This is a genomic window from Pseudoalteromonas sp. XMcav2-N (assembly GCF_024124545.1).
GTDB lineage: Bacteria > Pseudomonadota > Gammaproteobacteria > Enterobacterales > Alteromonadaceae > Pseudoalteromonas.
Map to the genome: position 1 here is coordinate 184,883 of NZ_JAMXSF010000006.1, position 13,813 is coordinate 198,695.

Sequence of the window (13,813 nt, forward strand, 5' to 3'; positions counted from 1 at the left end):
TGTCAGGTACCTGGTTGAGTAGCTAACCAGGCTTTTTTGCGCTCTGACATCACATCCAGCTGGTTTTGATCTACATCCAGGGTCGGCAAGATTTGTTCTGTGATGTCTATCAGGTCACAGACTCCAGCCACATTCCATAATGCTTCTTCGAGCCCCTTTGCTTTATGTATCGCATAATGGCTGACGTATCTTAGCTCGTTGGCCAGATAGTCCATATCAGGGCGTCCTGTTTTGGATATATACAAATGAAACACAAACAGCAGCTCTTTTTTCAATGCACGCTTGATGAATAAGAACAAGGGCTCAAGCGACTCACCTGCTGCCACACATTGGCTTTTCAGCGCGTCTTTCAGTTCTTTAGCGTGTGGATCAAAACGTAAAAATACTGTGTATTGCAGAGGTTTGTCCTGACGTGATTGCTTGCGTAGCCGTTCACTCAGATATTCACCAGTGAAGTCACTGGGTAACAGGCCATGGGTCTGGACATATTCCTGATGGTTATGATGGAACACTTCAGAGAGCAAAATTGTATGAAGTGCTGTCGGGTAGAGCCCCTGGCCTATTGCGCCAATTCTAAAATGGGCCGCCGCTTTGTGCAGATACAAAGGGAACTGACAAATACTCTTGGTCACCATATTGCGCAGTGCATGGGACAGACCGGGGATCCTTGGTGCTTCTTCACAGGGCTGAAGCTTATTTTTATTGCTTTCAATCAGGATCTTGAAAAACGTGATGGCTGTGTGCTGCACATTACTGAGAATATTCACCTTGAGGTTAATGATGGTTTTTGCCTTATTGACAGCCATCACCTCATATCTGAGTTTCGTCAGGTTGTGTTGCTTGGTGATTTTCTGCAGCTCAGGTAAGTCGAGGTGCACAATATCCCCTTTCTGTAGCGTCGTGGCTTCTTCCAGTGCGACCTGTAAACCCATTACGGAAAAATCTCGGGTGTAGCCGTGTAAAGCTTGTCCGTCGTCTTGCACCACCGTGGCTGCGGTTTTATATAAATAGCGTTTGTGCGAGCGCAGATTCACATACTCAAGGGCCACAACTTCGAGTGGGGGAGGAACCTTGGCCTTGCCGTGACCAAACTGCTTGATTTGGTTGACCTGCTCTTTGGGGTATTGCAGTGCCTGATAGTAAGCGGTTTGCTGCTCAGTGGTAATATCACTGAGGGTCATCAGGTATTTAACGTTCTCAATTAGTCCCTGTACACGTGGGGTGGGGCGCTTGTTGAGCTTTTCTACATTCTTCCCGGCACTGGATGGCAGGGACAGAGGAATAAAAGCATCCTCATGATGACTGGGCATGAGCTGCACTTTAAAAATCCGCCAGCTGTCTTTTTGGCTACCAAAGCCCATAAACAAATCACGCAACTCCGCAGACTTTTTTAGCTCCCAGTCAAAGGCTGAGTAAAAGTAGATCTTACCGTTCTTTCCATGCGTGAAGGTGTAGCAAAAAGCTTCTTTTACGGGTTCCGGGCGCTGCAGTAACATATCCAGACGTTGCTGATTAAACACGCTATAAAGGGAAGATGTCTTGCGTTCATCTTCAAAATAGTAGTTGATATGTGCATTGTTTTCATTTGTCAGGACCAGACTCGGGTAGAGCATGGTATTGGCCTGGCTGAAGAATACGAACAGGGAATTGACGCGCGGAAGGTAGTATTGTTCATACCCCTTGCACACGACGGCATCCATTGTATTATCCAGATTGATTTTATAGCGTCGTTTATTGCCATGAATAAAGCTTTGCAGGAAGTCATCAAAGCCGCTGTTGTTCTCCACAAACGTACGCTTGAGGCGAACATGATTATACTCACTGGATACCGGTTCAACGGCGACGACCTCGTATTGGATCCCGCTTTTCAGGCCCAACTCAAAATCTTGCTCCAGCCCCACCAGTCTTAGTGACACCAGATCGCCTTTATGCAGGTGATAGTTTGGTGCCAATTTGATTTTGGCGCCGCTGAGAGAGATGTCCGATGTACTGGCATTGGCCAGCCGTTGGTTACCAAACTCGACGGTGATTTTGATTGAGTAGTTCATCCGCTCTTCGATACGGCTTTCATAAGAAGCAAAGCGAATATATTGGGTTGCCTGAGAGACGTCCAGCCCGGTGACATCTTCATCCTGCTGTTGGGCAGCCTGCTTCTGCATCACCTTAAAATTATTGTCGGTGTTCATGACCGCTTCGTATACGGCTAAGGTGTAGCCGCCATATCGGGCGACCTCCTGTTCGAACACCCGAATAGCAACATCGTCCATAAAATGTTGCTTGCCTTCGTACTCGTAGGGTTTTACTTGACCGGAAACCTGACCGCGCAGATCAATAAAGCGGGCAACGGGTTGTGACAGCCGGGTCATTTCCATTTTCAGCAAGAACTGATCAGGCTTACTGAGTTGCGCCGTTTTTTGCTTGAAGATAAAGTCAAAATTAGGATCGCCGAGATCAATCTTTAATTCATCTATTAAGTCTTGGTATTGTTGTAATTTATCTTCAGCCATAGGTACACATTTTAAATCAGCAGATCTTACCCGGTTATTGTTTTAGCCTTTGCCAAATTTATGTCAGTATTAACGCTTACTGTTGAACTAAGCTTAATTGAGTTTTAATTTAAGCAATAACTATGCCTTGATTTTTATGGGAAAAAAGAAAACCGCATTTGTCTGTAGTGATTGTGGAGCGGAATTTGCTCGATGGCAAGGGCAATGTTCTGAATGTAAAGCCTGGAATACAATTACTGAGTTCAGAGTCCCTTCTGTGAAAGCTGCCCCACGAGCCGGTACTATGGCCGGCTATGCCGGTGTCGTTGAAGCTAAGGTTCAGACTCTGGACGAAGTTAATCTCGAATCTCTGCCTAGATTTACCACTGGATTCAAAGAGTTCGATCGCGTATTGGGCGGCGGTGTCGTGCCTGGCAGCGCCATTTTGATTGGTGGTGAACCAGGTGCCGGTAAGAGTACTTTGCTGTTGCAGACCATGTGTTTGCTTGCCGAGACCATGTCGACCTTATATGTAACGGGCGAAGAATCTCTGCAACAAGTTGCCATGCGTGCAAAGCGACTGGGCCTGCCAACCAATAAATTACGTACACTCGCTGAAACAAATGTTGAGAGTATCTGCCAACTGGCGTTGCGCGAAAAGCCGGCCATTATGGTCATTGACTCGATTCAGGTCATGCACATGAGCGACGTACAGTCTGCGCCTGGCAGCGTTTCTCAGGTACGAGAGAGTGCAGCCTATCTGACTCGCTTTGCCAAGCAAAATCAGGTTGCCATTATTATGGTAGGCCATGTGACCAAAGACGGGTCACTGGCCGGACCTAAAGTATTGGAACACTGTATAGACTGCTCCATTTTGCTTGAAGGCAGTAGTGACAGTCGTTTCAGAACCCTGCGTGGCAACAAGAACCGATTCGGTGCCGTGAATGAACTCGGGGTCTTTGCGATGACAGGGCAGGGCCTAAAAGAAGTCAGTAACCCTTCTGCTATTTTCCTCAATCGCGGAGAAGAACAAACACCTGGCTCTCTGGTGATGGTGATCTGGGAAGGCACCCGGCCATTGCTGGTGGAAGTGCAGGCTCTGGTGGATTACTCTCAACTGGCCAATCCGCGGCGTGTGACGGTCGGTCTGGAGCAAAACCGATTGGCTATGCTACTGGCGGTGTTGCATCGTCATGGTGGTCTGCAGGTAGCAGATCAGGATGTGTTTGTGAACGTGGTGGGCGGGGTTAAGGTGTCTGAAACCAGTGCCGACCTTGCGCTAATCGCCGCGCTGGTGTCCAGCTTTAAGAATCATGCGCTGGAGCGCCAGATGGTGGTATTCGGTGAAGTCGGTTTAGGTGGGGAGATCCGTCCGGTACCCAGTGGTCAGGAAAGACTACGCGAAGCCGCGAAACATGGCTTCAAACGTGCTATTGTACCCATCGCAAATAAACCAAAGGATGCCATTGAGGGTATGGAGGTCGTTGCCGTTGCCAGCCTCAGTGATGCACTTGAAGCCTTGTTTTAAAGGAAACTCAAAAAAATGAAAAAATCTACGATCATGCTGGCACTCGGTGGTGTAATGTCAGCTGCTGTTGTTGGTGCACATCTCTATGCCAATCAGCAGGCTGAACTTGTTATTGAGCAGCAGATCAGCCAGTTTGCAGAGCAGTCAGACATGCTAATCGAGTATCAGGGGTCTTCGTACAACCTGTTTACTGATACTGTCAAAGTGCAGTCCCTGGTGGTCAAAGATGCGATAGATCAGCAAGCGCTGCTGAACATAGGTGAGTTCAGTTTGCAGGGCTATGAAGCAGACACAGTGAGTGACTTTACCGAAGTGAAGTTGACTAATGTGACCTTAAGCCCGGCGATTGCGGCTGAACTTGAACAGCAATCCACAGCTTTGGCAGGGACTCACTTCGCACTCACTTCATCCATGCGTTACGATGAGCAAACTGGCAATAGTCAGTTTAAATCGGCGGTTGAGGCTGAGGGTGTTGTTGGTCTTGAATTTAACTTTGACCTTGGCAACAGTGCTGAGTTGATGAGTACATCGCTTGAGATGCAGCAACAGGGGTCAGAGATGACCCTGGAGCAGGAATTGCAAATGCAAAGCAAGCTACTTTCTGCAATACAATCCCTGGAGCCACAGAAGCTGACCTTTGCCGTTGACGGGCAGCCAAAGCTGGAACTATTAGTTACAGAACTACTCACCAGCAAAGGACTGACGAAAGATCAATTTCAGCAAATGCTGACAATGCAACTTGCTCAGGTGCCGGTTTCTGAAGCCGTCAAACAAGGGATCACTGGCTTTGCCACTGGGCTAAATGCCTTGAAGGTAGAGGTGTCAGTGGATGAAGCCATGAACTTTAACGCTTTTTCTCAGCAAGTTCAGATGCTTGCAGCAGATCCTGAGGGCCTCGAAAAATTCTTAAACCTGAAAGTAAGTGGCTCCTAGTCTGACTTTCAGTCAATAAAAAAGCCACCTGACGGTGGCTTTTTTATTTAGCTGTTTGGTATTAGTCATTCAGTGCCAGCATCAGTTCGCGATTACGCTCCAGCTTTGCCAGCATTTGCTGCGCCAGAGGCTTAAACGTTGCCAGTTCAGCAGCTGGTAAAGGCTGTGACTTCGGCAGTTTAACCGTACGTGGATTGCGATGTACGCCATTTACCAGGAATTCATAGTGAAGATGAGCACCAGTCACCCGGCCGGTGGCACCGACAGTACCAATTTTCTGGCCCTGTTTAACCTTCTGACCCTGCTTAACGTGACGTTTATGCAAGTGCAGGTATTTGGTCACATACTGGCTGCCATGCTGAATAAACACATAATTACCATTCAGGCGGTTGTAACCCGATTTAATGACTTTACCATTACCAGCCGACACTACTGGGGTGCCTGTTCTGGCTGCATAATCAATTCCGCGGTGTGCCGACACACGACCGGTTACCGGATGCAAGCGGCGAGGGTTGAAATTAGAACTAATATACTTGAAATCAACCGGGGCACGCAGGAAGGCTTTCTTCATGCTGCGCCCTTCAGGGGTATAAAAGTCACCGTCAGAGTGACGAACTGCTGTATATCGCTCTCCCTGATTGATGAATTCAGCAGCGATAATTTTACCCGTGCCAATTTCTTCACCGTCAACAAAGTGTGACTCGTATATCAATGTAAAACGGTCGCCCTTGCGGATGTCGTTGGCGAAGTCGACATCCCAGCCGAAAATATGAGCAAAGTTCATGATCTGGCGTTCTGATAAGCCAGCGGTAATACCGGCTGTCCAGAAACTGGACTTGATCTCACCACCTGCTGATTTTTCAACCGTTTCAATTTCTTTGCTTTCGATCCGTGTGGCGTAGTTGCCTTCCTCATTACGACTGACAAGTAGCGTATCTGTTTTCGAGAGCACGTATTTCAGCAGTAATAGTTCACCCTGTTCATTACTGGCAAAGCTCAGCACTTCACCTGGGTGGATCTTGGTGAGTTTACGGGTTTCAGCGTTGGTATTGACGAGGTTATGAAGCGTTTGTGCTGAAAAGCCGGCGCGTTTGAAAATCACCGCCAAACTATCGCCGTTGCGGACCTGGTGGTCTTTGAAGTCGTACTGGATAGCTTCCGGGACAATCGGCTCTGCTGTGTCTACAGGCGCTTCGCTGAGCTCAGTGAGTTCAGGTTGTTGCTCACCGACGTTGAGTGGCAGTTCGTATCTTTTGCCAACTTCGAGCGCGCTTTTGTCGTGATCACGGGAGGCTGTTGCCTTCTCAGATGGGATGAGTGCAATAGCGACCATTGCTGACAGCAAGCCCAGGATCAGCAACTTGTGTTTTTTTGGGAGTTTGTGCACTGCATGTACCATAACGTGCCTTTTCCGCTGTCAAGAATTATTGCAAATAATAGTGCAGCATATACGTAATAATGCGCAAATACCAGTCTTTTATACATTTAAACTGCCCCGAATATAAGCTAAAATCGGGCGATTAACTGATTAAATTGTTGGAGTGAGGTTGGCGTGACAACTGTGGACATAGAAACGGCACTAGCAGAGATAAAGCGTGGTGCTGAAGAGATTCTGATTGAAGAAGATTTAAAAGAAAGACTGAAGTCTGGTAAAAAGTTGCGGATCAAAGCCGGTTTTGATCCAACAGCGCCAGATCTGCACCTGGGCCATACTGTCCTTATCAACAAGCTAAAAACTTTCCAAGACTTAGGCCATGAGGTCATTTTCCTGATCGGTGATTTCACAGGCATGATTGGCGATCCGACTGGCAAAAATGTCACGCGTAAGCCACTTACACGTGACGATGTTCTGGCCAATGCTGAAACCTATAAAGAGCAAGTATTTAAGATTCTGGATCCAGCTAAAACCACTGTGGCGTTCAATTCCGAGTGGATGGAGAAATTAGGCAGTGCGGGCATGATCAAGCTTGCAGCACGTCAAACAGTTGCCCGTATGCTGGAACGTGATGATTTCAAAAAGCGTTACGCTGGCGGTCAGTCAATCGCCATCCATGAGTTTCTTTACCCTCTGGTTCAGGGGTGGGACTCGGTAGCGCTTGAAGCGGATGTTGAGTTGGGTGGTACCGATCAACGCTTTAACCTGCTGATGGGCAGGGAGTTACAAAAAGAAGAAGGTCAGAAGCCGCAGACTGTGCTGATGATGCCGCTGCTTGAAGGTACCGATGGTGTGCAGAAGATGTCTAAGTCTTTGGGTAACTACATTGGTATCACAGATGCACCAAACGATATGTTTGGTAAAGTGATGTCGATTTCTGATGAGCTGATGTGGCGCTACTATGAGTTGCTCAGTGCTAAATCTCTGGAAGAGATAGCAGGCCTGAAAGAAGAAGTAGCTGGTGGTCGCAACCCACGAGACATTAAAATCGAGTTTGCCAAAGAAATGATTGCACGTTTCCATAGTGAAGCGGATGCCGAGGCGGCGCACCAGGACTTTATCAAGCGCTTCCAGAAAAATGCACTGCCAGATGATATTCCTGAAGTGACCATTACCATCGCGGAATCAGCGACTTTCATTACCAATGTACTGAAAGAAGCAGGCCTGGTAGCCAGTACCTCAGAAGCAATGCGCATGATCAAACAAGGCGCGGTTAAACTTAATGGTGAAGAGAAAGTCACCGACTCTAAACTGAGTGTGGAAAAAGGCTCCACGGCGATTTATCAGGTTGGTAAACGCAAATTCGCTAAAATCAGCGTTGAATAATTCGACGAGCTGATCAAGCGAATACGAACATGAAAAAGGCGAACCATCTGGTCGCCTTTTTTTAATGAGTCAGAATATTAACGGTTAGCCAGCATAAACACAGGGCGCAAAGGAAAAACCAGCGCATGGTCGCCAGTAACTTCAGCATCAGTGCAATGGTCTCGGGTTCAGGTGGGGTATCGCTGCCAATGCGCATATTGTCAAAGCGCTGTTGCTGATAAAAGCGTGGCCCCGCCAGTTGTGTGTTCAGACTCGCCGAGAATAACGTCAAAATCCAGCCCGAGTTACCGGGTCGGTAAAACTGGCCATAATGCCTGAGGTAATGGAGTGTTTTACTGAGATTTTGTGTCAGCGCCATCATTAGGACTAACGCCCTCACGGGTAACCATTCTAAGACCGTCAGACACATTTGCAGAGGCTTCATAAACGACGCATCTGGTCGCATCTTGCTGCGCCAGGCCTGATCACACAGTAGCATCAGTTTATAGCTCAGGGCCAGCAAAGGTCCACCAATGAGATAGAAGATAATCACCACATAAAAGTGTCTGATCCCCCGCAGTGCCAGACTATCCAGGCAAGCCTTGCAAATACCCATGGCAGAGAGCTGCTCGACATCCCGTTTGACCATGGCACTCAGCAACTGACGCGCGGCGGCCTTTTGTTGTTGTTTTACTAAGATGGCAATACGCTTTGCACGGCGTTCATGTTGGATATCAAGACAAAGAAACAGTACCAGGCCACCAAGCCACTGGGGGTAGAAAGACAAATAGCCGAGTGTGGCGAGTAATATCAACATGGTCAGGACTGGCAGTACGAATGCGAGACTACCGGATAGCAATTGATAACCCGCAGAGGCTTTTGGTCGGCAGACTTTCTGTGCGAGATTCGCAAACAACAAGGTCATAAGCACATTGGGGTGATACAGGCTGGAGGTTCTGAATCCTATTGCGCTGAGTGTAGCCAGTAGAAATATCAGCAAGCCCGTATGGGCTTGCAATTGTTCAATTAACACCTTAGAGCGAAACCTGATCCAGCTTAGCCAGCAGGGCTGTTACCAGCTTTGACGAGTTCACTGAGGCAATTTCTAAGTAAGCTTCGAACGATTGTGGCGACTCTTTGCCCGCGATATCAGACAATGAACGGATCACAACAAAAGGGGTGTTTAACACATGGCAAGCTTGCGCGATTGCTGCGCCTTCCATTTCAACGGCAAGCATTTCAGGGAAATCCTGACGCGTCTTATCGATACGTACGGGATCGCACATGAAGGAATCACCAGTACAGATAAGACCAACTTTCGTCTGAATATCTGCCAATTCGCCAACACTTTGCTGAGCTGCATCAACCAGAGCCGAATGCGCGCTGTAACCTGCCGGCATTTGAGGAACCTGACCCAGTTCATAGCCAAATGCGGTAACGTCTACATCGTGGTGTTTTACTTCTGAAGAGATCACCACATCACCAACATTAAGTTCAGGATCGAAACCGCCGGCAGAGCCTGTGTTGATCACACAATCCGGCGTATAGTTGTCGATAAGCAAAGTGGTAGCAACGGTCGCAGCGACTTTACCGATACCAGACTGAACCAGCGTGACTTCATGACCACCCAGTTCACCATGGTAAAAGGTAAACCCGCCCTTGGTTGCGGTTTGCGTGTTTTTCATTGCGCCACGCAGGATAGTGACTTCCTGTTCCATGGCGCCAATAATGCCTACTTTCATAGTCTTCTCTTATTTTTTAACAGTGCTGCTCATTATATATCATAAATGGGTGCTGAGAATATGGAGTTAGGCGGGGAAAAGGTTTTGCTGTCAGTCCAGATGATGGGTGACAGCAAATGGGCTTGGCTATATCTCGGCTAACTGAGTGGCAGCGGCTTTGGCCTGAGAGGGTGAGAGTACCGCAGGCTTGTAATTACGATTACGCGGCTTGCTTTGTGGTTCTGGCTTTTTACCCAGTTTGAACAGGATTGCAGCACGCACTTCTGCACTTTTATAACCACTTTTGACCTTCATACGAATGTGTGGAATTCCGGCAGATTCCAGAGCCCCGCTAACAAACCAGTCTTTCTGCGCTTTGTGGCCGTTTTTGTTGGCGTTATTAACCAGATCAACTGCGGCAACAATATTCAGGGTTTCTTTATCAACCAATACATAATCAAGCTGTTTGTTTTGCGCTTTGGTGATGGCTGAGCGACGCGCCTTTTTAGACAAGCCAGGTTTGCACTCGATGATCTCGATCAGCTTGACCCGGCTCACAACTTTAAACTTGTCACCCACTGAACGCTCTAACAGCTGCAGGAACGAAGCCTCAACCGTAGTAAACACAGAATCTTTTCGATTAAACGGATAGGGGTTACCGCCGGTATCCGTATACTTTGAAATAACAATGGAAGCAATAACGACCAGCGCCAGAATAGATAGTAATGTTAGTTCCATAAATCACTCCACGACAACAATTTGACTTGGTGATTATTAAGCAAAGAGTGTGCCTAAAGTGATTTTTGATGAAGATAATGAGGTGGTGTGCTCGGCGGCTGGTTGTCACCGAGCTTAAATGATGCCAAAAGCATCTCAAAGGATTAGATGCGATAACCGTCCTTCAACCCTTTTACTGCATAAGCGACCGCATCGTGTGCATGCAGCGACTCATAATGGTTTATTTTTATATAGTAGTCCTGATAATTTTCTTGCTCAAACAAGGCCTTAAGTTTTCTTGCCGCATCTTCACAGAACATCAGGTTTTGGCCATTAAGACGGGCAAACTCCTGCTCATCTTCACGTTTGACCGCTGCCTGAACTGGCGTTTTCAATTCATCTTCCACCAGATCCACTAAACCCAGTATGTCAAACTCCTGACAGTGCTCATCCAGTTTTACTTTGATGTTAGTCACTGAGCGTTGTGAGTGTGGTGTGGCTAAAATTCCCTCGGTTGTACCTAACCAGGCATGTACACTGGCATGGTCGAGAGGCTGACCGGCAAATTTTTGCTCAAAAGCGTTTTGGATTAGCTGGCGAGCCAGAGCGGCAGAGCAGGGGCAGGTGGATGAATACGTAACATCAACGGCCAACTCCAGGTTAAACTGGCCGTCCTGCAGGGTAGCTGTGATAATAACCGGGTAATTTTTCCAACCCTGCTTACCACTCAGTAATGAAGCTCGACGCAAAGGTAATTCGAAATTAAAGGTGACTTTGGCGCTTTGGCTCAGGCCTTCGTGGCTGGTGATAAAACTGTCCAGCACCGCACGAATAGAGCTCGGAGAGAGTCTCTGCTCACACGACAACTCGTCGAGTGCCAAAAATAGTCGTGACATATGAATGCCTTTGGCATCTTTCCTGTCCAGGCTGACAAACGCGTCTGCTTTGGCAGTCACAGGTGTGTCATTCAACCCTTTGCTGGATAACAATAAAGGCAGCTCGATATTTCCCATTCCTACCCAGTCCAGCTTACCTTCTTGTAAGGCGTCAGCAGAATGTGCAATGTCAGGCATTGAAGTTGGCATTTGAACTCTCTTAATCACGACTATAAGGGGGAGGCATGTTACACCAAAATGTCACAACTTGCCGAGCCCATTGGAAATTATCTGGTAAAAAAATCGCCCAAGTGTGCAAAAAATCATACGCTTAAGTCGACTTTCTAAACACCGATGAAAGACCCTGAATACGGGAGCTGGCGGGGTTATTTTGGTTTGTGCAATGTCGCTTGCGACTTTTGGTCACTCGCTTCTGTGTTTGGGTCAGGTATAATGTAGAAGTTAACTAGGTGATTTTATTATGCTTGACTCTTCATTTGGGACCTGGGCCCGAATTTTATCAAATTTGATTAGGAACTACGGGGACCGTTGGGCGGGTATTGTCGCCTATGCATTTGTGCTGATCGTGTCTCTGGTGTTGGCGTGCATGTTTTATTACGTCGCACTTGGTGAAGTGACACTGGTCAATGTGCTGTCCGTTGTATTGTTTGCGGCCTTAACCTCGCCATTGCTGCTTTCTGTTGCCATCTATGCAATGCGCCAGCTTGATGCTTCAAAAGAGTATCTCGAATCAGCCACGCAGCAGGAAAAGTTGCTCAATCAGACCCTCAAAGACAATATCAACCGGCTAAATAATGAAATCGATGAGCGGAAAATGGCATTGCATGCCAAGCACAGGGCGATTGCAGAGCTACGTAAGGAGATTTCGGAGCGCCGTAAAGCTGAGCAAGAGCTGGCGCAGCAAAGTATGCTGTTGCGTAGTATTGTGGATTCTTCCCCCGATTTGTTCTACTACCGTGACGAGCGTGGGGTGTTTGCCGGGTGCAACAAGAAATTTGAACAAGTCATTGGTAAAACCAGCGAAGAACTCATCGGACATACGGTACAGCAGGTGTTTGGTGAGCAAGACATTCCTGAGGTGCTGCAAACCGATGAGCACGTTATTGAGACCCAGCAATCTATCAATGTCGATGTCGAGTATCCTGTCGCCAATGAAAACTGTTGGTTTGAGATGCGTAAGCTGCCCTTCATAAATGACGATGGGCAATATATCGGGCTGCTGGCGTTTGGACGTGATATCACCAGCCGTAAAGAAGCGGAGCAGGCGCTTGAAACAGCGTACAAAGACAAAGGGAAATTTATTGCCACATTGAGCCATGAGCTTCGTACACCGCTCAATGGTATTGTCGGACTGACCCGTATGTTGCTCGATACTGAGTTGACAAAGCAGCAAAAGAGCTGGTGCAACACCGTTTTTTCCAGTGCTGAAACTTTGGGTAATATCTTCAATGATATTATTGACCTGGACAAGATAGACAGGGAACAACTGGATATTGCGACAGACAGCATTAATGTCTCGGACTTTATCAATGATGTAGTGAACTTTGCAGGTCTTATTGCAGAGCAAAAGGGCCTTGAGTTCAACATTAAACGCACAGGCTTGCTGGATATTCATGCTTTATTGGATCCAACCCGGCTGCGTCAGGTGCTGTGGAACCTGATCAACAATGCAGTAAAATTTACGCACCGGGGTGGCGTGACGCTTGAGTGTCGCCGTGAAAACCGTGAAGACGGTCCCTGGTTGTCGATCAGTGTGATTGATACGGGCATGGGGATCCCATCTGATCAGCAGGAACGGATTTTCGATATGTACTATAAAGCGCCTGATGCCAGTGGCAATAATGCCATAGGTTCGGGCATAGGTTTGGCTGTGACAAAAGCTCTGGTGCACGCCATGAGAGGGACAATTCATGTAAGCAGTATGCAAGGAGAGGGAAGTCGCTTTGATGTTGAGTTGCCGTTGGAGCTGTGTGCTGCACCGAATGAGCAAAGCTATGCAGGGCGCAGCCTTTATATCCTGTTGGTTGAGGATGTGCCGCTCAACGCCGAGATAGCGACAAACTTGCTGGAGCAACGTGGGCATGAAGTCATCTGGGCAGAAACTGGAGAAGATGCGCTGTCCATGGTCGAAACTGAAGACGAACTAGACCTTATCCTGCTAGACATGCAGTTGCCAGATATTAATGGTGATGAAGTAGCAAGGCAGGTTCGCTCCGATAGCCACTTTGACGAGCTGCCTATTGTCGCTCTGACAGCTAATGTGCGCAGTGCAGAGCAGGAATTACAGGGCATTAATATTCAGGGGGCACTGGCCAAGCCCATCAATACGACCAAACTGGACAAAATGCTTGCAGAGTTGTTTGGTATTGAAGCAAGCAAGGACAAACAATCCTCACCAGAAGCTGAGCCACTGCAATTGAGTGAGCAGGAGCAAGCCCTGCTCGATGTTGAAACCATCACCGACTTTGTTTCATCTATGGGTATTGAAGCATTTAAGCGCAGTTGTGACTTGTTTGCGCGACTTAACCCGACATACTGTAATGAGCTTGATGAAGCGAATCAGGGAGATGATACCGAGACTTATGTCTCTGTCGCTCACAAATTAAAAGGCGCTGCAGGCTCAGTTGGGCTGCAAAATGTTCAGCTACATGCAAAGACAATGGAACTTGAGGGTGAAGAAGCAAGTATGGCACAACGTGCGGACTGGCTGGCAGAGCTGGAAGTGAAAATAAGAGAAGGGCAAACTGCCCTTCACTCATTAATTGCAAAACTCGCTGAAAACTCGTAACGCA

Annotated in this window: 10 protein-coding genes; 4 read left to right on the forward strand and 6 right to left on the reverse strand. The window is 47.6% G+C overall.

The window, feature by feature from the left end; translation table 11 throughout:
• Positions 1–2: 2 nt before the first annotated feature.
• Positions 3–2,507, reverse strand: coding sequence for a PilZ domain-containing protein (locus tag NH568_RS10250; RefSeq protein WP_253046767.1), 2,505 nt, complete (start codon positions 2,505–2,507; stop codon positions 3–5).
• A 136-nt stretch (positions 2,508–2,643) separates the two neighbouring features.
• Between NH568_RS10250 and radA the strand changes: the two genes are divergently transcribed.
• On the forward strand, positions 2,644–4,014 hold the full coding sequence (radA, locus tag NH568_RS10255; protein ID WP_054014744.1) for a DNA repair protein RadA: 1,371 nt from the start codon (positions 2,644–2,646) through the stop codon (positions 4,012–4,014).
• A 15-nt stretch (positions 4,015–4,029) separates the two neighbouring features.
• Positions 4,030–4,947 (forward strand): hypothetical protein, encoded by a 918-nt coding sequence (locus tag NH568_RS10260; protein WP_253046770.1) that lies wholly within the window; start codon positions 4,030–4,032, stop codon positions 4,945–4,947.
• 61 nt (positions 4,948–5,008) lie between these two features.
• On the opposite strand, the gene NH568_RS10265 is transcribed toward NH568_RS10260, so the two are convergent.
• Positions 5,009–6,346 carry a peptidoglycan DD-metalloendopeptidase family protein gene (locus NH568_RS10265; RefSeq protein WP_253046773.1) on the reverse strand — a complete coding sequence of 446 codons (1,338 nt, stop codon included), beginning with the start codon at positions 6,344–6,346 and terminating at the stop codon, positions 5,009–5,011.
• 162 nt (positions 6,347–6,508) lie between these two features.
• Between NH568_RS10265 and tyrS the strand changes: the two genes are divergently transcribed.
• The gene (gene tyrS, locus NH568_RS10270; protein ID WP_054014985.1) at positions 6,509–7,708 is read left to right on the forward strand and encodes a tyrosine--tRNA ligase; all 1,200 of its coding nucleotides are present in this window, start codon (positions 6,509–6,511) and stop codon (positions 7,706–7,708) included.
• Positions 7,709–7,769: 61 nt separating this feature from the next.
• On the opposite strand, the gene NH568_RS10275 is transcribed toward tyrS, so the two are convergent.
• From NH568_RS10275 to folE2, 4 genes are all read right to left on the reverse strand, one after another.
• Positions 7,770–8,720, reverse strand: a complete 951-nt coding sequence (locus NH568_RS10275) for a cobalamin biosynthesis protein (RefSeq protein ID WP_253046776.1) — start codon at positions 8,718–8,720, stop codon at positions 7,770–7,772.
• 1 nt (position 8,721) lies between these two features.
• Complete coding sequence (mtnN, locus tag NH568_RS10280) at positions 8,722–9,429, reverse strand: 5'-methylthioadenosine/S-adenosylhomocysteine nucleosidase (protein WP_138545356.1); 708 nt, start codon at positions 9,427–9,429, stop codon at positions 8,722–8,724.
• 126 nt (positions 9,430–9,555) lie between these two features.
• Positions 9,556–10,146, reverse strand: a complete 591-nt coding sequence (locus tag NH568_RS10285) for a DUF2726 domain-containing protein (RefSeq protein WP_138545357.1) — start codon at positions 10,144–10,146, stop codon at positions 9,556–9,558.
• Positions 10,147–10,289: 143 nt separating this feature from the next.
• Positions 10,290–11,210, reverse strand: coding sequence for a GTP cyclohydrolase FolE2 (gene folE2, locus NH568_RS10290; protein ID WP_253046780.1), 921 nt, complete (start codon positions 11,208–11,210; stop codon positions 10,290–10,292).
• 271 nt (positions 11,211–11,481) lie between these two features.
• Here folE2 and arcB point away from each other — a divergent pair, with 271 nt between their 5' ends.
• Positions 11,482–13,809: an aerobic respiration two-component sensor histidine kinase ArcB gene (gene arcB, locus NH568_RS10295; protein WP_253046783.1), complete on the forward strand. Its 2,328-nt coding sequence runs from the start codon at positions 11,482–11,484 to the stop codon at positions 13,807–13,809.
• Positions 13,810–13,813: the final 4 nt, after the last annotated feature.